We start from the raw sequence: 21,129 nt of genomic DNA, 5'->3' as shown, positions 1-21,129 counted from the left end.
TCGGGGTCAGCCGCTTGCGCCGTTGTGGTGGATCGTGCCCAACTCGGACAAGTCATAACCACCGAATTCGGCAGCACGGTTGGCGAAACTTTCAGACTGAAAAAAGCTGAGAAGTTTCAGCATCGGGTCATCGAAATAAGCGCGGCGCCAGATGGCCAGATCCAGCCGTTCGGAATGGGTGGGCGCGAAGCCCAGATTGTATAGGCTGGCCAGGGCACCCAACCCAAACCCGGCTTCGGCCTTGCTGTCATGCAGGGCAATGGCCAGTTCTTCTTCGGTCCGGGCGCAGGCGGGTAGGGCGTCCAGATCGTCGCGTGTCAGATCGTGGGCTTCTAGCTGTGCGTCGAACAGCCGTTGGCTGGCGGCGCTGTCCTGCCGCAGGATCACCCGCCGTCCTTTCAGATCGGAAAAGTCAGTGATACCGGTGACGCCCGGTGCCAATAGCAATCCGCGTTGCCGCTGCGCGACTTCAAACAAAACCACCGGGGCTTCACCCAGATTTGCGCGCAGGGATTGCGTATTGAACCCCTGATCCTCATGAATATGCAGCGCCGCAGCCTGCGCACTGCGGTTCTTCAGGCGGATCAGCCCGTCAAAGGAACCGTCGTAATACGTGGCCAGACCCGAGCCGCTTTCGCGCAAAGCCCAATCAAGCAGCGGATCATGGCTGCCAGCAATGATCGGGGGCAGGGCCGGTTCCGCCACTTGCGGACCCGACCGGGATGCGTTCAGCCAGGCGATGACCTCGGCCCGAGGAAACAGCAACTTGCCCATGGCGCGCACGCAGGGGACCGCACCGGATGAGGCCAGATTATAGGCCTTGCGCTCGCCAATGCGCAGCAGGTCGGCCAGCTCTTTGGTGGTCAGGTATTCGGACATTCAGTCGAGACGCACAGCCGAACCGGTTCCCGCATCGGCAGCGCTGAACCCGACCTGTTGCAGCACATAAGGCGCGGCGACGGTGATGACGACCATTGCGGCCACAGCGGCAAGAAAGGCTTTCATTGGTCTCCTCCGGTCTTATTCTCCGGTGCCGTTGCGCGGCGCAAAAAGGCAATCAGGTCATCGCGATCCTGGGCCTGAGTGATCCGCTGCATCGGCATCTTCGATCCCGGTATGTAGTGGTCTGGCCCCTCGTCGAAAAGGGCATTTATCGTTTCGTCATTCCAAACGATATCAGAGTCTTGCAGCGTATCCGAGTAGAAATATCCCGCCAGCGTACCGGCCTTGCGTCCGAAGACTCCATACAAAGTTGGCCCGGCACGCCTTTGCCCGTCGGGTGTCAGGCTGTGGCAGATCGAACATTTGCGTGAAAACTGCCGTTCCCCGTTGCTCATTTCTTCGGGGTTCTTCAGGAAACTGGGCTCGGTGGCTGCCATCTGTGCGCGATCGCCGAGGGATGAAACCGGCCAGCTATACATAGCTTCGTCAATGCCGCCCGCATGGATGTTCTGACCGTCCGTAGAAAAGGCCAGCGCCCAAACCGGCCCGCGCAGAGTGGCGCGGAAATCCTGCGCGATGTGCCATTCAGCCGTATCGATCACCATGATGTAGCCCTCACCATCACCCACGGCCAAAAGGCTACGATCCGGGCTGAGTGCCAGCGCCAGTATAGGACGGCGATCCAGGGTAAAGTCGCGTTCTTCGCCGGTGGTCAGGTCCAAAATGCGGGTCACACCGTCGACTGCACCATAGGCAATCCAGTTGTCGGCGGCGTTCAGAACCAATTCATTGATCCCGAACCCGTGTTCCACCAGTCGCCGGATTTCCTGTCCACTGGCTACATCCCAAACTCGCAGTGTTCCATCTATGCCAGCCGAGTACAGCGTTGCACCATCTGGTGAAAAAGTTACGGCGTTCACACCGCTGCCCGCCGTAAGCGTTTGTGCGGCTGATCCATCTTCGGGCCAGAGTCCAATGGTGCCGTCCCAACTGGCAGTGGCGACATGCGTTTTCGAGGCCGCGACCCCCACGATCTTGCCCTTGTGCTGGCCAACAACCTCTCCGCCCGGCCAGCGGCGCAGGGTGAAATCATCGCCTGCCGAATAGATCGCGCGCCCGTTAAACGCGACCGAGTTGACCGCAGCCTCGTGCCCTTCCAGCCATTCGGGCGTACGGTTCGACCACAAGCCAACCGAGTTGTCGAAACTTGCCGTGGCGATCCGTCCGTCCGGTGCTGTGGCGATCCCCATGATCGGCCCGCCGTGACCCTTGAGCGTAAAAAACTCGGCCATGGCGGGCAGGGGGACCAGCGCCAGGGCCAGGACCAGCCCACGCATCTATTCTGCGGGTGAGGCCGCTGCCTTACCGGCCTCTTTTTCTTGTACCTCTTCCAACCACAGCGAGTGATGCTCGCGTGCCCATTGCTCTTCGACTTCGCCGGTACCCATTGCGTCAAAGGCACCTTCCATGCCCACTGAACCCAAATAGATATGGGCGATAATGATGGCGATGAACACATAGGCGATCATCACGTGCCAAACCTGCGCGTATTGCATCTCCTCCTGCGGTGACATCTGAGTTGGCAAATTCAGGCCAAACATCTGTGGAATACCGGTGGAATTGGCGACCGAGAAGGTCTTGGCAAACATCGGCAGTTCGAACGGGAACAGCAGCGACAGCCCGGACAGGCTGATCGAAACGCCCAGCAGGATACAGGCCCAGAAGATGACCTTTTGTCCTGCGTTAAACTTCCTGGCAGGCGGATGGCTGCCTTTGGTGAAAAGGCCCCCACCGGCGGCCAGCCATTTCAGGTCCACCCGGTTGGGGATGTTGTGGGCGATCCAGTTCACGGTGACGATGACCAGACCCAGCATAAAGGCCCATGCGAGATTGTTGTGTAACCACTTGCAGCCTTGCGCGATGGTGGCAAACCCTTCTTTCCCGAAAAGCGGGATCAGGAAATCACGGCCATAAAGGGTCAGCAGGCCGGTCAGGCCAAGTACAAGGAAAGACCCGGCGAACAGCCAGTGCCCGAACCGCTCAAAGCTGTTAAAGCGGGTTACGGTGCGGCCGGTTTTTTCCCCGTCGATGCGGATTTTTCCGCGGATCAGGAAAAACAACACGATGATGGCCGCCATTCCGCCCAGGATATACGTTCCGTATTCGCGCAAGGGGCCTGTGCGGAAGTTCAGCCACCACATGCCACCGTCCTGGATTAGAACGCCAGCCGCAGGCCCCTTGGATGAAACTGTTGTATCGGCTGAGCCATACCGGATCGCGCGATAGACATCACTGTCTGAGGCAACGCCGCGTGTTCCCAACTGGCCCAGCAGACCTTCGGCATTGCCTTGACCGGTGTTGTCCGAGCGATAGCGATTGTCGACCTTTTCACCGCGCTGACGGGCCAGAATGTCTTCCAGTGTCGTGGCGCCGCCAGTGGTGCTGCGTTCGGAATCAGTCGGGACATCCGCACTTTCTTGAGCCAAGGCGACACTGGTGAGGAATAGGGGGATCAGCAGCATTAAGATCAGGCGCATCTGTCGAATCTCCTGTGTCGTTCGTGTCTATCGGTCAAAGCCGCTGACTTGTTTGTGAAAGACCGCTCCAACCGGCGTAAGCGCCGCGTGCAGGTCTTCTTTAGCGGGGCCGTAAACGTCCAGCTGAGTTGGCGTCAGAATTGCCAGAAAACGATCTGCGAAATTTGCCCCGAAGTTTTGCATGTGGATCATCGCATCATCAGAACTGGCGTATCGTTCAAATATGTGAACTGCCGATCCGCTGCGGTGCCATTCATAGGACTTCGCACCGCTTTCATTCAGTGTTGCATCCACCATTTCAGCCATTAGCGCATCGAATATGTCATCCTGATCTGCTTGCAGGTCAAGTTTCAGCAGCCAATAAACATCTTCGGTCATGAATTACTCCGTTCAGGTTGGTCGAGCCAACTTATGCCCGGCCAAGTGGTTTGGCCGGGCTGGGACGGTCCCGTAGTTGACACTACGGGACCGCCAATTTCAAAACGGGACTAACCGTCTTTCTGGTCGTAGGCCGTGCCCCAACCCCAGGCGCCCGAGCCAAACCCGCGCGCCACGACGCGTTCGCGGTAGATGGCCGAAACCACGTCGCCATCACCGGCGAGCAGGGCCTTGGTGGAACACATCTCGGCGCAGATGGGCAGTTTGCCCTCGGCGATCCGATTGCGACCGTATTTGGCGAACTCTGCGGTCGAGTGCGTTTCCTCGGGACCACCGGCGCAGAAGGTACATTTGTCCATCTTGCCGCGCGATCCAAAGTTTCCGGCCTGCGGATACTGCGGCGCGCCGAAGGGGCACGCATAGAAGCAATAGCCGCAACCGATGCACAGGTCCTTGGAGTGCAGGACGACGCCTTCTTCGTTCTGATAGAAGCAGTCGACCGGGCACACCGCCATGCAAGGCGCATCCGAGCAATGCATGCAGGCCACCGAGATTGAGCGTTCGCCCGGGTTGCCGTCATTGATCGTCACCACCCTGCGGCGGTTGATGCCCCATGGGACCTCGTGCTCGTTCTTGCACGCGGTGACGCAGGCGTTGCACTCGATGCAGCGTTCAGCGTCGCAGAGAAACTTTGCTCTAGCCATAAATCGTCCTCCTTACGCTGCCGAGATTTTGCAGAGAGTACATTTCGTCTCCTGCATCTGGGTCACTGAATCGTAGCCATAGGTCTGGGCGGTGTTGGAGCTTTCACCCAGCACGTAGGGATCAGCGCCAGCGGGGTATTTGTCCCGCAAGTCCTGTCCCTGGAAATGGCCGCCGAAATGGAATGGCATGAAGGCCACGCCGGCACCGACCCTGTTGGTCAGCATCGCCATCACCTTGACTTTGCCGCCCTCGGGACCTTCGACCCAGACCTGAGACCCATCACGAATACCAAGGTTGTTGGCATCGCGCGGGTTGATCTCGACGAACATGTCCTGTTGCAGTTCGGCCAGCCACGGGTTCGATCGGCTTTCCTCGCCGCCACCCTCATATTCGACCAGACGACCAGACGTCAGGATTAGCGGGTAATCCTTTGAAAAATCGTTCTTCTGGATCGAAGCGTAAAGGGTAGGCAGGCGATAGGCCTGACGGTCTTCGTAGGTCGGATAATCCTCCACCAGATCGCGCCGGTTGGTATACAGCGGCTCGCGATGCAGTGGGATCGGATCCGGGAAGGTCCAGACGACCGCACGGGCTTTGGCGTTCCCGAAGGGCGCACAACCATGCTCGATCGCGACCCGTTGGATGCCGCCGCTAAGGTCGGTTTTCCAGTTGGTCTTCGGACCCGCAACGGCGTCGATTGCTGCGCGTTCCTCATCCGTCAGATCGCCATCCCAGCCAAGATCCATCAGCATCTGCATCGTGAATTCGGGATATCCATCCTGAATTTCCGACCCAACGCTATAGACCCCTTCGGCCAGCAGGTTGTCGCCATCGCGTTCCACCCCGAAACGGGCGCGGAAGGTCAGGCCACCCTCGGCCACCGGTTTGGACATGTCATAGAGGTTTGGAGTCCCCGTATGACCCATCTCGGCCGTGCCCCAGCAGGGCCATGGCAGACCATAGTATTCGCCGTCGTTTGGTCCGCCAACAGCCTGCAGCGTCGTTCTGTCGAACGTGTGCTGGTTGGCCATATGGCTTTTCAGACGTTCCGGCGACTGACCGGTATAGCCGATGGTCCAGAGGCCCGAGTTGAACTCACGCGTGATGCTTTCAACATTCGGGGTTTCGGCGTCTTCCATTTCGATATTGCGGAAGAACCGGTCCGCCCAGCCGAACTTGTTGGCAAACTTGGCCATAATGACCTCATCCGGCAAGCTTTCGAACAGCGGATCAACCACCTTGTCGCGCCACTGCAGCGAGCGGTTCGAGGCCGTGACCGAGCCACGGGTTTCGAACTGCGTACAGGCAGGCAAAAGGTAAACGCCATCGGTGCGGTCATGCAGAACGGCCGAGACGGTGGGGTACGGGTCGATCACGACCAGCATGTCCAGCTTCTCCATCGCCGTCTTCATTTCCGGCCCACGCGTTTGTGAGTTCGGCGCGTGACCCCACAAGACCATGGCGCGGACGTTGTTGTCCTGATCCATATTTGCCGGGTCTTCCAGAACACCATCGATCCAGCGAGAGACAGGGATGCCGCGCTCGTTCTGAAGCGGTTTATCCTTGCCTTCCTTGTCCTTGATCGTGGCGAACTGACCTGCCAGCCATTCGGGTTCTTCACCCCAGACACGTGCCCAGTGGCCCCATGCACCTGCGGACAGGCCGTAATAGCCGGGCAGGGTATGAGACAGAACACCAAGGTCCGTCGCGCCCTGCACATTGTCATGACCGCGGAAGATGTTGGTGCCACCACCCGAGGTGCCCATGTTGCCAAGCGCAAGCTGCAGCACGCAGTAGGCGCGGGTGTTGTTGTTGCCGTTGGTGTGCTGGGTGCCACCCATACACCAAACGACTGTGCCGGGCCGGTTGTTGGCCATGGTGCGGGCAACGCGCTTGAGCTGCGAACCGGGCGTACCGGTGACGCGCTCGACCTCTTCCGGGTTCCACTTGGCAACCTCTTCCTGGATTTGGTCCATGCCCCAGACACGGGTGCGGATGAACTCTTTGTCCTCCCAGCCGTTGTCGAAGATGTGCCACAGGATGCCCCAGATTAGCGCAACGTCTGTGCCGGGGCGGAAGCGGACATATTCATCTGCATGGGCCGCGGTGCGCGTAAACCGCGGGTCGCAGACAATCAGCGGTGCGTTGTTCTGCTCTTTCGCGCGCAATATATGCAGCAGCGAGACAGGGTGCGCTTCAGCCGGGTTACCGCCGATTATGAAGATCGCCTTACTGTTGTGCATGTCGTTATACGAATTGGTCATGGCGCCGTAGCCCCATGTATTCGCAACACCCGCAACAGTGGTCGAGTGGCAGATACGCGCCTGATGGTCCACGTTGTTCGTGCCCCAGTAGGCGGCGAACTTGCGGAACAGATAGGCCTGTTCGTTATTGTGCTTCGCGGAACCCAGCCAATAAACACTGTCTGGCCCCGACTCTTCGCGGATGCTCATCATGCCGTCGCCGATCTCGTTGATCGCCTCTTCCCAGCTGATGCGTTTCCACTCGCCACCTTCCTTTTTCATCGGGTATTTCAGGCGGCGCTCGCCATGGGCGTGCTCGCGAACCGAGGCCCCCTTGGCGCAGTGCGCACCCAGGTTGAACGGACTGTCCCAACCGGGTTCCTGCCCGATCCAGACGCCGTCCTGCACTTCGGCGACGACTGTACAGCCGACCGAACAATGGGTGCATACGGATTTGATGTTTTCAACGGCCTGATTGGCCGCTGTTTGGGCGCTGGCTGGCGTTACGGTTCCGCCCGTGGCGCTGATCGCGGCAAGGCCGCCGATCGTCAGGCCCGATCCACGCAGGAATGCGCGGCGATCGACGGTTTTCTCGCCGACCTGGGACAGGATACTTGTCCGCTGGGGGCGTCTCGCAACCCCGTTGGTCTTTTTCCTTAGCATTGTTTTCCTCCCTTGCGCGCCGTGTAAGCCACGGCTGGCTTGGTACTGCTGATGCCGACGTCAGGGCCAATCGCAACCGTCAGTCGGTTGGTGACATCGTCCGGTCGGTAAACCGGGCGCAGTCGAGGCGGCTTAGAAGCGCGCGCTGTCCAGGTAAGCGCGGGTGTGCGCTGTGTCCTGCATGCGGGTTTCGTCCGTGGGCAGCTCGGCTGCTTCGGCTTTTCCGCTTAGTGTGGCTGCGGCAACAGCAGCGGGCGCTGCGGTTCCGGCCAGTTTGAGGAAGTCGCGGCGCGAGGCGCCTTCTTCCTTGGTCTTGCTCATGGGCTTCTCCTTTCCCATTTGCGATTTAGCGCCAATTCGGGCGCTGGCGAGTTGCGGTGGTTCACACCGCCGTCATTCGGAAGGCCTCGCGTTCGATTTCCATAAACACCCGACCGGCTGTGCCGACCGAGGCATAGAGAACCGACGCTTCGGCTGCTTCCAAATCAGAATAGAAATGTGTGGCCCAGGGGCCGATATGTTTGTTCCAGAACGCCTTTTGATCCTCGACCGTGGCGGGTGCGCCAAAACGGCCAACGATCATGCCTGCCATCATTTCCATCAGCGAGGCAATGTTGTCTTCAGGCTCGAATACGTTCTGCGCTCTGGTGATCCCGCGAACGGCCATGTCATTGCGCAACTGCGCCAGAGGTTTCTCGTTCAAAAAACCGGTCAGGTAATAGCTGCCATAAGGCAGCAGCTCACCCCGGCCCAGTCCGATGAACAGCGCATTGAATTCCCGTTCCGCGGCGGCGGGTTTGGTGACTTTGGCCACCCGCGCCATGGCTTGAATGGCTCGACCCAGGTCTGTGCCATCCCCGGTCAGACCCGCGACCTGATCTAGCAGCATTTGATCTGGTGGGCCTGACAGAAGCAGACCCAGAAAATTGTAGAAATCCGCGCGCAGGCGATCTTCGGCCGAGACTTCCAGATTTTGCGCATTGCCTGCGGTCATTTCGTCATCCTTCGAATTCAAATTTCATGCGGCGCGGGGCAACCTGCGGCGCTGTCTCGTCCACCTCATCGGTAAATGCCACGGCCACCTGGGCAGGGGCTGGGGTTGGAACCACTTCCGGTTCCTCTTCGGCTGCCAGGGTTTCACCTTCATCCTCCAAGGGTTCGATTTCAGGGGCATCCTCTTCGGCCTCTGCAGCCAATGCTTCGATGTGGCTCAGCATTCCTTTGCCAACTTGATAGGCGGTCTGGATGTTCTCGATCACACAGGCCGCGTCGGTATAGTCCTCGCCATAGTCGACAAGCCCGTCCACATTCGCCAGTACCGGATTCAGCCGCCACAGCCGCCGCAAAGCACGGCGGCGCAACCGGTCAGGGACGGCCTTTGCCATAAACCCCGAGACATCATCCCCAGCCTGCAACTGATCGGGGTCGGGCAAGTTGAACTGTGCCAAAATCTCGGCGTCGCTCTTTTCTTCCAACTCGGCTTGTTGCGTGGCGATGACCTGTTCTTCACTCGCGATGACCTCGGCCTCGGCTTCGGCCTGAACGGCAGCTTTGCGGCGGGACCAGAAATCGCGAGCTTGGGTCATTGCAACAGCCTACGCGGTGCGCGGTATACGTCCGAGGTCTGCCGGATACGCGCATCCCCCTTGCCGTCCTCTACAAGGTCCGTCCGTTTCTTGTCGCGGCGGCGTTTAACGAAAACCTCATCACGGTGGTGTTCCAGCGCGAAATCCCGAACCCAGGCAACCAGCCCTTCAGTCATCGGGATTTTTTCGACAATCTCTTCGCCGGTATCTGCATAATCCTGCCCTTCGAACGGGGACGCCGTGACCAGCACCGCATCCATCGGGCGTTCGCCATCCAGCGCATCGCGAAGAACAAGGTAGATCGAAGGTTGTCCGTCGGACAGGTTGACCATGTATGCCTCAGTTTCATCAGCCCAAAGCGTCAGGGGAAGGGTGGCAGCGTGGTACTCCACGGCTTCACCCTCGCGTCGCATCTCAAGCCAATCCGCTGGCCCGGCACCGGGCAGCACAGCAACGGCGCGCCAGTTCCATTTCGCCCAGCGGGTAACACCGGGTGTTTTGCGCACGACGACGCCGATTGGCATTTCAATCTGGCTTGCGGCCTTGGCCACTTAGTCCTCCCCGGAAGGCTCTCCCCTGCCTTCCCCTGGGTCTACTATGGTACACAAAGCAACCATGTGCCAAGTCTGAATTGCTGGGCTAATGATCTGATCACCGATTGTTTACGAACCCGAGAGGCATTGAAGACCCGGCCATACCGAAAGATTTGCCATGGGGCATTGCCACTTTTCCAAGACACCCTAAGCTGAAACCAAGATGGGGAGGGGATGCCATGGGCACAAAACTAATACTATGCGATTGCGCCGGAACGCAGGATCTGGAGGCCGAGAAAATCGCATCCGCTTGTGGGATCGCTTGCTCAAAGGTTCATACGGCCCTGTGTACGGCTGAGTTGGAGACTGCTGTATCCCTGATGCAGGACGGGGATACGGTGATTGCCTGCGGGCAGGAGCAAGATGTGTTCCGGGACCTTGCAGACGAATTGAAAATAGACATGCCGGGGTTTGTCGACTTGCGTGACCGCGCCGGTTGGTCAGAGCAGAGCAGCGATGCGACCCCCAAGATGGCCGCTTTGGCGGCTGAGGCGTTGCTGCCTCAGCCCATCACGCCCAGCGTTGACGTCTTTAGCGAAGGCACCTGTTTCATTGTCGGGGCAGGTGAGGTGAGTTTTGATCTGGCGGCCCGGCTGTCGGACACTTTGGCGGTGACGGTGCTGGTGACCGATGACGCGTCGCCGGTTTCGCGGTCTTTTGACGTAGTGCGCGGCCAGCTTCGGTCGCTGAACGGCGCACTGGGCGGGTTCACATTGCGGCTGGACGCCTTGCAACAGCTAAAGCCGGGCGGCCGTGGGGTGTTTACCTGGACCGAGGCTCGTGATGGGGCGCACTCGGCCTGCGATATCATCATCGACCTGACCGGCGGCACTGCGTTCGTGCAGGCCCCGGCCAAGCGCGAAGGCTATTTGCGCGCAGATCCCAAGGACCCGCTTGCCGTGGAACGGTTGGCCTATGAGGCGGTGCAACTGGTTGGCACGTTTGAAAAGCCGCTTTACGTGCGGCTCGAGGAAACGCTGTGTGCCCATTCCCGTGCCGAGCAGGTCGCCTGTACCAACTGTCTGGATATTTGTCCGACGGGTGCGATCGTGCCGGCGAAGGAACATGTGTCCATTGACCCAATGGTCTGCGCCGGATGCGGGGAATGTGCGGCGGTGTGCCCATCGACCGCTATCACATACGAGGACCCGCCAGTTTCTGCCCTGTTGTCACGCATGCACATTCTGGCGCGGACCTATCGGCGGGCCGGGGGGACGTCGCCCCGTTTGTTGGTCCACGATGCCCACGGGGCTGAGATGATCCGGCTGGCCGCCCGGTTCGGGCGCGGCTTACCCGCAGATGTCATCCCGCTTGAGTTAAACGTGATTTCGGGGTTCGGCCACGCCGAAATGCTGGCCGCATTGGCGCATGGGTTCGCACGTGTCGATATCCTTGTGGCCCCAACCACCGAACGCGACGCGCTGGATCGCGAATTGGTTCTGGCGCAGGCAATTGCAGGACCGGATGGTTTGTCCTTGATTGATCAGGCCGACCCCGATGCGATGGCAGACCTGCTATATGCGCAGGATGTTCCGTCACCGCTGTCCGATCCGGTGCTGCCGCTGGGCAACCGCAGACAAATCGCGCGCTTGTCCGCACAGGCGTTGAATCCGCAGGCGGATACACCTTTATCATTACCCGAAAATGCTCCGTACGGGGCGGTGGCGGTGAATACGGACGCCTGTACATTGTGCCTCAGCTGCGTGTCGCTATGCCCGTCAGGTGCGTTGGCTGACAACCCGGACAAACCGCAGCTGAACTTTCAGCAGGACGCCTGTTTGCAATGTGGCTTGTGCAAGGGCGTTTGCCCCGAGGATGCGATTACCCTTGTCCCGCAACTGGACCTGAGCGACGCAGCCTTGTCTCAGCAGGTGCTGAATGAGGAAGAACCCTTTGCCTGCGTTGAATGCGGTGCGTTGTTCGGCGTGAAATCTACGGTCGAACGGATCATGGAAAAGCTGTCTGGCACGCATCCGATGTTTGCCACCTCGGACAAGGCACGGATGATCCAGATGTGCGACAATTGCCGGGTGAACGCGCAGTTTCAACAATCAGACAATCCGTTCCAGTCCAACCCAAGACCCAAGGTTGTCACGACCGAGGATTATTTCTCAAAGCGAAAGGATCACTGAAGCTGTAGCGGCGCGCCTAAATCAGCAGCCTGGATGGCTGAGACAAACGCCAGAATGGCCTCCAGCTCTTCCAGCGTCATCTCGACCGGGTAAATGGGCGAGGGGCGTTCTGGGTCAAACGGCGGTGTTAGCCCGTCAATTTGTGTGAAGGCGGGATGGGGGTTGAGGGCAAAGAACGCCTCAAACCGTTCAGACCAGTCCGGCATGGCGCGCAATACCGCGAATGATGGGGTTGAGCCCAGACCGTTCATCCGGTTCTGCGGCCCAATCACATGACACCGGCCGCAATGGGTCATCGACAGTTCCGCGCCCCGGGCAGCGTCGCCTTCGATCACGGTTTCCTGCTGGGTTGCCGTTACTTCGAAACTCGCAGAGAAGGGTGCCCCTTGGTCAGGGACAAAGCTTTCGACCGTATTCTTGCCGATATCGGACAGCAGCCAGTCGCGGAACCGTTCGTGCCGGGCGTTGTCTTCGATCCGTAGATGGTACACCACACCGCCGCGTGCAAAGACTGGATCGCCCGGCGGGGATGTTTGCAGCACCAAAATGCCCCCGTCATCCGCAATAACGCGTATCCCGGTCTTGAGAGAGAAGCGAGGAAGGATATGTTGCAGCAGACCTGAGTCTGTTACTTCCGTCGGGGCGGCAAGGCCAATGGCCTCCTGCGACCAAGAGGGACTGGCAGAGAGCGACAGGCTCAGGCACAAAAGGACAACGCGCATGGCCCAACCTAACGGTCTGGTCCCGATTGCGTCAAATGAACTGAATGAGACGGAGACACATGCAATGAAACGCAACCTCATCGTGGGTGGAATTAAAGGGGTAATGGCATGAGTGTTCGTGATGCGGTTCTGGCAAACCTGAAAAAGATCACTGACCCTGTATCGGGGCAGGATATCGTCAGCGCCGGAGTGGTGCGCGCGCTGAATGTCGAAGGTGACACCGTTCGGTTCGTACTTGAGATTGATCCGAAACAGGCCGAGCGAATGGAGCCCGTTCGTGCCGCCGCCGAGCAGGCCGCAAAGTTGGCAGACGGTGTGGCCAATGTGTCTGCTCTGCTGACCGCGCATTCGGAAAAGGCTCCGCCAGATCTGAAACCGAAACCCAAGCCATCGCAAACCGGCCCGCAGGCCGTACCGGGGGTGGATCGAATAATCGCCATTGCCTCGGGTAAGGGCGGAGTAGGCAAATCCACCGTGTCTGCCAACCTTGCCTGTGCGCTGGCGGCCGAGGGTCGTCGTGTCGGTCTATTGGACGCTGATGTTTATGGCCCGTCGCAGCCCCGGATGCTGGGTGTCTCGGGCCGTCCGGCCAGCCCCGATGGCAAGACGATCCTGCCGCTGCGCAATCACGGCGTCACCATGATGTCGATGGGTCTGATGACCAATGAAGGGCAAGCGGTTGTCTGGCGCGGCCCAATGCTGATGGGCGCGCTGCAACAGATGATGAGCCAGGTTCAGTGGGGCGCTTTGGACGTGCTGATCGTGGACTTGCCGCCAGGCACCGGTGACGTGCAACTGACGCTGAGCCAAAAGTTCAAGGTGGACGGTGCCATTGTTGTATCTACCCCGCAGGACGTGGCCTTGATCGATGCCCGCAAAGGGATCGACATGTTCAACCAGCTCAAGACTCCTATCGTCGGCATGATCGAAAACATGTCGACCCATATCTGCTCCAACTGCGGGCATGAGGAACACGTGTTTGGCCACGGCGGTGTGAAATCTGAGGCCGAAGCGCTGGGTGTTCCGCTGCTGGGTGAAATCCCCCTGCATCTGGATATCCGGGTCGCTGCGGACGGGGGCGCGCCCATCGTGATCAGCAAACCCGACAGCCCGCAGGCTGAGGCATTCCGCAAAGTCGCCCGCGATATGATCGCCAAGGGTAACGCATGAACCAACCGGTCTTTCCGCCATTGCTGACGGGCCATCCTGTGCAGGGCGGGGAAGACCCGTTCGACCGCGCCCAAGCCATGGCCGCGCTGGGCTGCGACGCGGGGACGGTGGTTTACAACATTCAGGCCGACCGCTTGCGCGTTGCCATCGTTTTTGCGCCCGAGGTGCCTTTGCAGGACGCTATGGCGATGCTGCCTTTGTGCGCCGTGGGGTTTCAGAACGCTCTGGGCGCGCTGGCTCCGCCCGAGGTTGCCGTGCATTTGGGCTGGGATGGACTGATTTGCGTGAACGGGGCGAAGTGTGGAATGTTCCGCACCGCCGCCTCAGGCCGCGATCCCGGGCAAGAACCCGATTGGCTGGTGGTCAATTGGGAACTGGCGTTGCTGCAAACCGGGGATGATCCGGGGAAAACGCCGGATGTCACCGCACTGCATGACGAAGGGTGCGCCGATGTCTCAGCAGCACAACTGGTTGAAAGCTGGTCGCGGCATATGCTGACCTGGCTCAATCGCTGGCAAGAGGACGGCAACGCCCCTTTGCACGGCGAATGGATGGGGCTGCTGCGCGGCGTCGGAGAGCCCTACGGAGAGACGGGCGTGTTTCTGGGCACCGATGAGCGGTTCGGTATGCTGATCCGTGACGGCGATGAAACACGTTTACGCCCGCTGACCGAACTGTTGGAGAACCGATGATGAAACTGGCCCGTGCGATCCATTTCGATGAAAGCGATATGAACGTGTTCCATTCACCGGCGCGGACGGGGGAATGGTGCATATCAGGCGGGTTTGAATTCTCGAACTGGGGTGAGGCCGATCTGGAAGGTAAGGCGCGGCAGGCGTTTTCAAACGGTTGGTTGGGCGTCGAAACCTTTGGGCGCGTGACATTTGTTGCCGTGACCCAGATCGAACAGGCCGAGTTGGACCAGATCGTGCAAACTCTGGCCGAGCATTTTGTGCAATTCTACGGTGCGCCTTCAGTCGAAGCGGCCTTGGGTGTGGCACAGGCCGAAATCGTCCATATGAGTGAGCTTTGCGAAGAACACGCCCCGAACACGCTGTTGACGGTAGCGCGTGAGTTGTCCGACACGGGTGTGCACGAAGCGTTCCGAATAATAACCCCACAGGAAACACAGCTTGAGGCGCTGGCCGTTCACGGCTCGCTTGATGAATGAAGCTTACAGCAGGTCCGCGAAGCCGCCGAACTGACCGCGTTTGAAGATCAGCCCTTTGCCCGTGCGATACATCACCTGTTCAACCTCACCAACCAGGATCAGGTGATCCCCGGCCTCGTGCTTGGCATGTAATTGGCAATCGAACCGGGCCAGACACTGGTTCAGTTGCGGTCTGCCTTTGTGATCCGTATCCCATTCCACGTGCGAGAAATCCAACCCATCACGCGCGAACTGCAGTGCCTGATCCTGCTGTTCCTGTGCCATCACGTGAATGGAATAGTGTTGGCAGGCATTAAAGGAATTGAACCGAAACGAGTCTTTTGCCAGGCACCACAGCACCAACGGTGGGTCCAGCGAGACCGATGAGAACGAGTTGACGGTTATCGCACGCGGTCCGTTTTCGGTGTTCGTCGTGATGACGGTGACACCTGTGCCGAAACACCCCAGCGCTTCGCGAAAAGCGGTACTTTGGTCAGGAGTTGGGGTGAAGGTCTTTTCAGTCATTGTCCGCTCGTGCAGTGGCCGCGCATCAGGTGCCACGGTCTGCCGGAATTGTCCATGAAAAGCTGAATCTTGAGCGAATATTTTGACGTTCAGTTCAAATCTTCCAGCAGGCGGCCATGCTGACGGGTTGCCTCGATGACTGCGCCAAAGGTTGTCATGCCACGGGCTTGCAGCATCGGCAGCATCTTGACCAGTGCTTGCGCTGTGGCGACAGCGTCGCCAAGGGCGGTGTGGCGCAGGTCGTGCGGAATGGCAATCTCTAACCTGTCACACAACGCATCCAGGGTGTGCTTGTCGCTGGCGCCGAACAGAACGGCAGATAGCAAAACAGTGTCGAGGATGGGGTGATCCCAGTCGACATCCATGCGTTTTGCATGGCGCCGCAGAAAGGCCATGTCGAAAGGCGCGTTATGGGCCACGATCACCGCATCCCGCGCGAATTGGTGGAACGTGCGCCCCGCCGCAGCAATATCCGGTGCGCCCTGAACCATGTGGTCGCTGATATGATGAACTTTGGTCGAAGCCGGCGGGATCGGCATGCCAGGATCAACCAACATATCAAACCGCTCGCCCTGAACGATGCGTCCATTCACAACCCTGACCGCGCCGATCTGTACGATTTCGTCCTTGTGCGGCAGTAGTCCCGTGGTTTCGGTGTCAAACACCACAAAACACAGATCGCGAAGAGCGAGAGATTCGAACTCGCCCGCGACCGCGCTGTTCAGCAAGTCAAAGTCGTATACCAGTGGGCGCGCAGCCTCGGGTGCGATATTAGCGGCGCTTTCGTCGAATATCAGCAGATAGCCGGGCGCGTCGCCCAGCGGCTTCATGCGGGCGGAATAGGTTTGCGCGCCGTCGATGCTGGTCAGGGTGCAATCGACCTCAAGCCCGGATTTTGACAGTTTCTCGTAGGCTTGTTGCAGTGGCACGGGCTGTAGGTATTCGTAAAGCGAGGCGTTCAAGCGGGGATGGGCGATTTGGGCCAGCACTCCGGCGGCCTGCCCATCGTACAGCACGATTTTGTGGGTGGGGCTGGCCAGCACCATCGCCACCGGAATCTCGGTCAGCAGGGCCGTCAGTCTTTGTTTTTCAGCAGACAGATGCGCAGTCTCAGCAGCCACGGCCTGAGCCACATCCATGGTCTTGCCTGACAGCTGATCCGCCAGCCCGGCGGCCGCTGGGGCAAGGTCGCCCAGATAACGCGCGGCCTGCATGTCCATATCCGTGCTGACGCCCGCATGTGCGCGGGCGCGCAGCTGGGCCGATAGACGTTCGATGGGCTTTGCCACGTTGTCGTCAAACAGCAGCCAGACGGCAATGATCAAGGCGATGAAGCCGAAACCCATAAGGATTTCAGCCAGGATAAAAGCACTTGCTAACGCAGGATCAGCGACACGCAGATAGCTTACCCAAAGTGCCACAGAGCTAACGGCCAGCGCGCCCACTGCCATCAAGCAGAAGAACAGAAAAATTCGGACGCGCAGGCTAAGCCGGGTCAGCATGTTACACTCCGCAGGTGGCCTCGACGATGGGGTCCTCGGCGTTGACGGTCAGCCAGTCGGCATTGAGCAATTGGCCGTCGTCACCGAACTCGGCTCCATCGGCCAGGCTGGCACGGCTGTTGGTGGCGCAGTCGACGGCCACCGGCAGTTTCGAGATCGGGGACCAGCGACCAAAGAAATACATGTCCACAAGGCGTTGATCCGGCACCTGCTCGTTGGTGCGGACCGAGGCGGTGTCGATCGCGGCAAAGCGATTGACGAACGGCACGGCATAGGTCCACGGGCGATAAAAGGCCCGGCTTTCGACCTCTTGCACGATTTCCATTTCTTCCGGCAGCGTTTCAGTGGTTCGGTCGTACCAGGAATACTCGCTGGCGATGGTCATGCCGATCATACCCAACCCAGCCGCGACCGGAGCGGCCCAGCGGGGCAGGCGGCCACCCGTCAGTTTGTTCACTCCCATCACCACACCTGCAAAGGCGATCCCTGCAAAGATGGTGCCGATCAGTTCCAGAAACATGTTCTTCTCCTGGTTTAACGCTTTTGCGCCCGTTTGGGTCTGCCTAGTTCAGCATACCTTTGCCATGGCCCACCGCCGACTGCATTGTTTTTACGACGACAAAGGCGTCTCGCAGATGACTTCGCTCAAAGTCAGACAAAGTCGATGGTGGAAGATAGTTGTCGGGGTTTTTGCCGGATTTGACCAGCCTCACCTGATGTTCCAGCCGTGTTTCAGCGATCAAGTCATAGGCGTCCAGAATATCCCGCGCGCCCGAAGGGCTAAGAACCTGGGCCGCTTCGGCGGCTTTCAAGCGGGCGCGGGTGTTGGCCTCGGGCAACTGACCCTGAAGGCTGTAGATGCGGGCCAGATCAACCACCGGCACAACGCCGTTATGTTTCAGATCAAGCGTATTGCGATGTTCGCCCGAACGGATGGTGGCAAAACCTCGTAACAGGCCGAGCGGGGGCGTGTGCTTTAATGAATTGGAAATCATGTGCGCCACGAAGATCGAATTCGCGTTGGCTGCAGCCAGTGTGTCGGCTTGCAGATCCTCGAACAGTTCGAACGCGCCGCCGATGGGGCGCAGGTCGAACATGACCGAGGCCAGCATTTGCGCCTCGGGGTTCGGTTTGGCGATCCAGCCGTTGAAATAATCCCGCCATACCCGCACCGGCTGACACCAGCGGGGGTTAGTCGCCATCATGTCGCCCGGGCAATAGAAATACCCGCAAGTGTCCAACCCGTCCGAAACAAATTTTGCCAGATCGCTGAAATAGGCCATTTCGCCGTCAGACACGTTGTCGTCCAGCATCAGGCAATTGTCCTGATCCGATACGCCGGTCTGCTCTTGCCGCCCTTGCGAACCACAGGCTAGCCACAAATAAGGCACGGGCGGCGGGCCCAATTTCTTTTCTGCCAGCGCCAGCAGACGGCGGGTCACAGTATCGGCGATGTCGGTGATCAGACGGGTAACGATCTCATGCCGGTTACCGCTGGCCACCAGCTGCACCAGAAGTTGAGGAATTTCAGCCGTGACCAGTGCCATTTCACCCGCAGAGTTGGCATGAGCGATCCGCCGAACCAGTTCGGCCGAGTTTACGGCCTGATAGTGGGTCAGATCGGTCTGCGTGACGATACCGACCAGCTTGCCGCCTTCACAGATCGGGATATGGCCGATCCCGCGCTCCATCATCACATGCAACACGTCCGATCCGATATCGGAGGGTGAAAGAGTGACGGGATCAGGTGTCATGATCGCTGAAACGGGCGTTGTTTCGGGCATGTTGTCCGCCACGTATTTTCCGGCTACGTCCCGCAGCGTTGCGATGCCCAGCAGCGTGTCGTCGTGGGTCACGCACAGAGACGAGATATGGCGATCGCGCATCACCCGCGCGGCTTTTTGAACTTGCATGTCCGGAGGACAGGTGGCCGGGTTGTGGGCCATCAAAACGTCAATCGCGCTGGTCGCCAAGCTTTGCGGACCGGCACGTTCCCCGCGCGTACGGTTGAAGAAGTTGGCGACAACATCATGGCCGTCGATCAGCCCGCGCACCACGTTGGGGGGCAGAACCATCAGAACGGACGGCGTATGCGTATGTGCATGGGTTGCAGCTTTGCCGTCCTTCAGAAGACCACGTTCCCCAAAGGAATTGCGCAGTCCCAGATGCGAAACGACAGCGCCGTTTTCATCCGTGATCTCAACCTGTCCTTCATAGATCACAAATATGCCGGGTAGAGTGTTGCCCAGCTCATACACGGGAAACCCTTCATCGACCTCCCACACCTCGATCTGGTTGGCCAGATCGTCCAGCGTGTCAGGCGGCAAGGCGTCATAGGGGTGTACGGATTTCAGAAACCGGGTGATCTGGTCATGGGACAGGGGCATCAGACAATCCTGGGCTTCCATTTGAAAAATCCCGCCCGGTGGAATGCCGGGCGGGAACAGTAGGTCGAAAGACGCGGCACACGGGTGTTATCCATATGCCGCATCATGCTCATTTATTCTGAGCTGCGCCAGCGCCACGGGGAATGCGAACGCTTTCGACCAATTCCACGATCTCCTGCGGGGTCTCTTTGGTCATACCAGCGACCACGTAGGCGACACCGAAGTTGATCATCGCACCGATTGCACCGAACGAGGTCGACTTGATTGGACCCAGCAGCGGATCAGCATCGGTGAACGAGTTGGTGCCCGGAATGAACAGCCAGCCCTTGTGCAGGAAGATGTAGACCAGGGTCACGGTCAGACCAGCCAGCATACCAGCAACCGCGCCGGTGTTGTTGATGCGGGTCGAGAAGATCCCCATCATCAGCGCCGGGAAGATCGAGGCTGCCGCCAGACCGAAGGCCAAGGCCACAGTTTGCGCTGCAAAGCCCGGTGGGTTCAGACCCAGATAGGTTGCAACAACGATGGCCACGGCCATTGCGATCCGCGCCGCCATAAGCTCTCCTTTTTCCGAGATCTGCGGGTTGATCGCGCCTTTGACAAGGTCGTGGGACACAGCCGACGAGATCGCCAGCAACAGACCCGCAGCGGTCGACAGAGCAGCTGCAAGACCACCGGCAGCGACCAGACCGATCACCCAACCTGGCAGGTTGGCGATCTCGGGGTTGGCCAAAACCAGGATGTCGCGGTTGAACTTGGTCAACTCGTTACCAACCCAGCCTTTTTCTTCGGCAAGCACCTGCATGTCTGCATTTTGATCGTTGTAGTACTGGATTTTGCCGTCGCCGTTCTTGTCTTCCCAATCCAGCAGCCCGGTTTTCTGCCATGTCTGCATCCAGTCATAACGCGGATCCGTGTCGATTTCCTCGACCGAAACGGCACCACCTTCGATGCCACCATTGGGCCACATCATGTCGGTGATGTTCAGGCGGGCCATTGCGCCAACCGCAGGGGCGGTCAGATACAGCAGCGCGATGAAGACCAGCGTCCAGCCAGCCGACCAACGGGCGTCAGCCACGCGAGGCACGGTGAAGAAGCGCATGATCACGTGCGGCAGACCAGCAGTACCGATCATCAGCGACAGCGTGAACAACACCATGTTCAACGTGTTCGAATGGTGCGCTGTGTAGTCGGCAAAGCCCAGCTCGGTCACGATTGCGTCCAGCTTGGTCAGCAGAGGCTCACCACTGGCGGTATCACTGAAAAGACCCAGCGCCGGAATCGGCGTGCCGGTCAGCTGCAGCGAGATAAAGATTGCCGGGATGGTATAGGCTGTGATCAGCACGCAGTACTGAGCGACCTGAGTATAGGTCACACCCTTCATCCCGCCGAACACCGCGTAAGCAAACACGACACAGGCACCGATCAGCAGACCGGATGTGTTGGACACCTCGAGGAAGCGGCCAAAGGCCACGCCAACGCCGGTCATCTGACCGATTACGTAAGTCACAGAGGCCACGATCAGACAGATCACCGCAACGATACGTGCGGTCTGGCTGTAGAAGCGGTCGCCGATGAATTCCGATACTGTGTACTTGCCGAATTTACGCAAGTAAGGCGCAAGCAACAGTGCCAGCAGCACGTAGCCACCGGTCCACCCCATCAGGAAAGTTGAGTTGTCATAGCCGGTAAAGGCAATCAGACCCGCCATCGAGATGAACGAAGCCGCCGACATCCAGTCGGCCGCTGTTGCCATACCGTTGGTGACCGGGTGAACGCCGCGACCGGCGGCGTAAAATTCCGATGTGGAACCCGCCCGGGCCCAGATCGCGATGCCGATGTACAGCGCAAAGGACGCGCCGACAAACAGCAGGTTGATAGTAAACTGGTCCAT

21 protein-coding genes are annotated in these 21,129 nt (G+C 59.2%); 4 read left to right on the top strand and 17 right to left on the bottom strand.

Features of this window, described 5'->3' with window-relative positions:
- Positions 1-6: 6 nt before the first annotated feature.
- The 11 genes from ACR0AJ_RS02100 to ACR0AJ_RS02050 form a co-directional block, all read right to left on the bottom strand.
- Positions 7-879 carry a substrate-binding domain-containing protein gene (locus tag ACR0AJ_RS02100; RefSeq protein ID WP_480646382.1) on the bottom strand — a complete coding sequence of 291 codons (873 nt, stop codon included), beginning with the start codon at positions 877-879 and terminating at the stop codon, positions 7-9.
- Entirely contained in the window at positions 880-1,005 is a 126-nt protein-coding gene (locus ACR0AJ_RS02095) for a hypothetical protein (RefSeq protein WP_480646384.1), read from the bottom strand.
- Positions 1,002-2,279, bottom strand: a complete 1,278-nt coding sequence (locus ACR0AJ_RS02090; RefSeq protein ID WP_480739965.1) for a c-type cytochrome — start codon at positions 2,277-2,279, stop codon at positions 1,002-1,004. The genes ACR0AJ_RS02095 and ACR0AJ_RS02090 overlap by 4 nt, the downstream gene beginning before the upstream one ends.
- Positions 2,280-3,479, bottom strand: a complete 1,200-nt coding sequence (locus tag ACR0AJ_RS02085) for a formate dehydrogenase subunit gamma (protein ID WP_170348408.1) — start codon at positions 3,477-3,479, stop codon at positions 2,280-2,282.
- Between the two features lie 27 nt (positions 3,480-3,506).
- Entirely contained in the window at positions 3,507-3,857 is a 351-nt protein-coding gene (locus ACR0AJ_RS02080; RefSeq protein WP_170348409.1) for a putative quinol monooxygenase, read from the bottom strand.
- Positions 3,858-3,967: 110 nt separating this feature from the next.
- Positions 3,968-4,561, bottom strand: a complete 594-nt coding sequence (gene fdh3B, locus ACR0AJ_RS02075; RefSeq protein WP_037307340.1) for a formate dehydrogenase FDH3 subunit beta — start codon at positions 4,559-4,561, stop codon at positions 3,968-3,970.
- Positions 4,562-4,573: 12 nt separating this feature from the next.
- Positions 4,574-7,468 carry a formate dehydrogenase subunit alpha gene (locus ACR0AJ_RS02070; protein WP_170348410.1) on the bottom strand — a complete coding sequence of 965 codons (2,895 nt, stop codon included), beginning with the start codon at positions 7,466-7,468 and terminating at the stop codon, positions 4,574-4,576.
- A gap of 132 nt (positions 7,469-7,600) precedes the next feature.
- Positions 7,601-7,789 carry a twin-arginine translocation signal domain-containing protein gene (locus ACR0AJ_RS02065; protein WP_170348411.1) on the bottom strand — a complete coding sequence of 63 codons (189 nt, stop codon included), beginning with the start codon at positions 7,787-7,789 and terminating at the stop codon, positions 7,601-7,603.
- Positions 7,790-7,850: 61 nt separating this feature from the next.
- A complete protein-coding gene (locus tag ACR0AJ_RS02060; protein ID WP_480739962.1) occupies positions 7,851-8,462 on the bottom strand; it encodes a TorD/DmsD family molecular chaperone in 612 nt (203 codons plus the stop codon).
- A 4-nt stretch (positions 8,463-8,466) separates the two neighbouring features.
- The gene (locus ACR0AJ_RS02055; RefSeq protein WP_480739961.1) at positions 8,467-9,054 is read right to left on the bottom strand and encodes a DUF3306 domain-containing protein; all 588 of its coding nucleotides are present in this window, start codon (positions 9,052-9,054) and stop codon (positions 8,467-8,469) included.
- A complete protein-coding gene (locus tag ACR0AJ_RS02050; protein WP_480739959.1) occupies positions 9,051-9,605 on the bottom strand; it encodes a DUF3305 domain-containing protein in 555 nt (184 codons plus the stop codon). Before ACR0AJ_RS02050 ends, ACR0AJ_RS02055 begins: the two co-directional genes overlap by 4 nt.
- 221 nt (positions 9,606-9,826) lie before the next feature.
- On the opposite strand from ACR0AJ_RS02050, the gene ACR0AJ_RS02045 reads away from it, so the two are divergent.
- Complete coding sequence (locus ACR0AJ_RS02045) at positions 9,827-11,779, top strand: 4Fe-4S binding protein (RefSeq protein WP_170374918.1); 1,953 nt, start codon at positions 9,827-9,829, stop codon at positions 11,777-11,779.
- Here ACR0AJ_RS02045 and ACR0AJ_RS02040 read toward each other — a convergent pair.
- Complete coding sequence (locus ACR0AJ_RS02040; RefSeq protein WP_480739958.1) at positions 11,773-12,501, bottom strand: c-type cytochrome; 729 nt, start codon at positions 12,499-12,501, stop codon at positions 11,773-11,775. The genes ACR0AJ_RS02045 and ACR0AJ_RS02040 overlap by 7 nt on opposite strands.
- Before the next feature lie 108 nt (positions 12,502-12,609).
- Here ACR0AJ_RS02040 and ACR0AJ_RS02035 point away from each other — a divergent pair, with 108 nt between their 5' ends.
- The 3 genes from ACR0AJ_RS02035 to ACR0AJ_RS02025 are packed head-to-tail and all read left to right on the top strand — an operon-like array spanning position 12,610 to position 14,842.
- Positions 12,610-13,671, top strand: a complete 1,062-nt coding sequence (locus ACR0AJ_RS02035; RefSeq protein WP_480739957.1) for an Mrp/NBP35 family ATP-binding protein — start codon at positions 12,610-12,612, stop codon at positions 13,669-13,671.
- On the top strand, positions 13,668-14,363 hold the full coding sequence (locus tag ACR0AJ_RS02030; protein WP_480739956.1) for a biotin/lipoate--protein ligase family protein: 696 nt from the start codon (positions 13,668-13,670) through the stop codon (positions 14,361-14,363). Before ACR0AJ_RS02035 ends, ACR0AJ_RS02030 begins: the two co-directional genes overlap by 4 nt.
- A complete protein-coding gene (locus tag ACR0AJ_RS02025) occupies positions 14,363-14,842 on the top strand; it encodes a DUF6505 family protein (RefSeq protein ID WP_170359302.1) in 480 nt (159 codons plus the stop codon). Before ACR0AJ_RS02030 ends, ACR0AJ_RS02025 begins: the two co-directional genes overlap by 1 nt.
- 3 nt (positions 14,843-14,845) lie before the next feature.
- Here ACR0AJ_RS02025 and ACR0AJ_RS02020 read toward each other — a convergent pair whose 3' ends face one another.
- The 5 genes from ACR0AJ_RS02020 to ACR0AJ_RS02000 form a co-directional block, all read right to left on the bottom strand.
- On the bottom strand, positions 14,846-15,346 hold the full coding sequence (locus tag ACR0AJ_RS02020) for a flavin reductase family protein (protein WP_170548406.1): 501 nt from the start codon (positions 15,344-15,346) through the stop codon (positions 14,846-14,848).
- An 89-nt stretch (positions 15,347-15,435) separates the two neighbouring features.
- Complete coding sequence (locus ACR0AJ_RS02015; protein ID WP_170348420.1) at positions 15,436-16,848, bottom strand: 3'-5' exonuclease; 1,413 nt, start codon at positions 16,846-16,848, stop codon at positions 15,436-15,438.
- Between the two features lies 1 nt (position 16,849).
- Positions 16,850-17,368: a hypothetical protein gene (locus tag ACR0AJ_RS02010; RefSeq protein ID WP_170348421.1), complete on the bottom strand. Its 519-nt coding sequence runs from the start codon at positions 17,366-17,368 to the stop codon at positions 16,850-16,852.
- Between the two features lie 43 nt (positions 17,369-17,411).
- Positions 17,412-19,235: a DUF294 nucleotidyltransferase-like domain-containing protein gene (locus tag ACR0AJ_RS02005; protein ID WP_480739955.1), complete on the bottom strand. Its 1,824-nt coding sequence runs from the start codon at positions 19,233-19,235 to the stop codon at positions 17,412-17,414.
- A gap of 109 nt (positions 19,236-19,344) precedes the next feature.
- Entirely contained in the window at positions 19,345-21,129 is a 1,785-nt protein-coding gene (locus ACR0AJ_RS02000; protein ID WP_170358045.1) for a sodium:solute symporter family protein, read from the bottom strand.

The organism is Ruegeria sp. CJ9 (genome assembly GCF_056536625.1).
Note: the sequence above shows the minus strand (reverse complement) of the source record. Positions and strands in the feature narration are given on the sequence as shown.

Bases quoted from the DNA above. Each gene is read 5' to 3' on its own strand.
- ACR0AJ_RS02080 (WP_170348409.1), bottom strand. From the start codon at position 3,857: ATGACCGAAGATGTTTATTGGCTGCTGAAACTTGACCTGCAAGCAGAT.
- ACR0AJ_RS02000 (WP_170358045.1), bottom strand. From the start codon at position 21,129: ATGGACCAGTTTACTATCAACCTGCTGTTTGTCGGCGCGTCCTTTGCG.
- ACR0AJ_RS02025 (WP_170359302.1), top strand. From the start codon at position 14,363: ATGAAACTGGCCCGTGCGATCCATTTCGATGAAAGCGATATGAACGTG.
- ACR0AJ_RS02060 (WP_480739962.1), bottom strand. From the start codon at position 8,462: ATGACCGCAGGCAATGCGCAAAATCTGGAAGTCTCGGCCGAAGATCGC.
- fdh3B (WP_037307340.1), bottom strand. From the start codon at position 4,561: ATGGCTAGAGCAAAGTTTCTCTGCGACGCTGAACGCTGCATCGAGTGC.
- ACR0AJ_RS02070 (WP_170348410.1), bottom strand. From the start codon at position 7,468: ATGCTAAGGAAAAAGACCAACGGGGTTGCGAGACGCCCCCAGCGGACA.
- ACR0AJ_RS02045 (WP_170374918.1), top strand. From the start codon at position 9,827: ATGGGCACAAAACTAATACTATGCGATTGCGCCGGAACGCAGGATCTG.
- ACR0AJ_RS02040 (WP_480739958.1), bottom strand. From the start codon at position 12,501: ATGCGCGTTGTCCTTTTGTGCCTGAGCCTGTCGCTCTCTGCCAGTCCC.
- ACR0AJ_RS02090 (WP_480739965.1), bottom strand. From the start codon at position 2,279: ATGCGTGGGCTGGTCCTGGCCCTGGCGCTGGTCCCCCTGCCCGCCATG.
- ACR0AJ_RS02030 (WP_480739956.1), top strand. From the start codon at position 13,668: ATGAACCAACCGGTCTTTCCGCCATTGCTGACGGGCCATCCTGTGCAG.
- ACR0AJ_RS02055 (WP_480739961.1), bottom strand. From the start codon at position 9,054: ATGACCCAAGCTCGCGATTTCTGGTCCCGCCGCAAAGCTGCCGTTCAG.
- ACR0AJ_RS02005 (WP_480739955.1), bottom strand. From the start codon at position 19,235: ATGCCCCTGTCCCATGACCAGATCACCCGGTTTCTGAAATCCGTACAC.
- ACR0AJ_RS02015 (WP_170348420.1), bottom strand. From the start codon at position 16,848: ATGCTGACCCGGCTTAGCCTGCGCGTCCGAATTTTTCTGTTCTTCTGC.
- ACR0AJ_RS02085 (WP_170348408.1), bottom strand. From the start codon at position 3,479: ATGCGCCTGATCTTAATGCTGCTGATCCCCCTATTCCTCACCAGTGTC.
- ACR0AJ_RS02095 (WP_480646384.1), bottom strand. From the start codon at position 1,005: ATGAAAGCCTTTCTTGCCGCTGTGGCCGCAATGGTCGTCATCACCGTC.
- ACR0AJ_RS02020 (WP_170548406.1), bottom strand. From the start codon at position 15,346: ATGACTGAAAAGACCTTCACCCCAACTCCTGACCAAAGTACCGCTTTT.
- ACR0AJ_RS02010 (WP_170348421.1), bottom strand. From the start codon at position 17,368: ATGTTTCTGGAACTGATCGGCACCATCTTTGCAGGGATCGCCTTTGCA.
- ACR0AJ_RS02035 (WP_480739957.1), top strand. From the start codon at position 12,610: ATGAGTGTTCGTGATGCGGTTCTGGCAAACCTGAAAAAGATCACTGAC.
- ACR0AJ_RS02065 (WP_170348411.1), bottom strand. From the start codon at position 7,789: ATGAGCAAGACCAAGGAAGAAGGCGCCTCGCGCCGCGACTTCCTCAAA.
- ACR0AJ_RS02100 (WP_480646382.1), bottom strand. From the start codon at position 879: ATGTCCGAATACCTGACCACCAAAGAGCTGGCCGACCTGCTGCGCATT.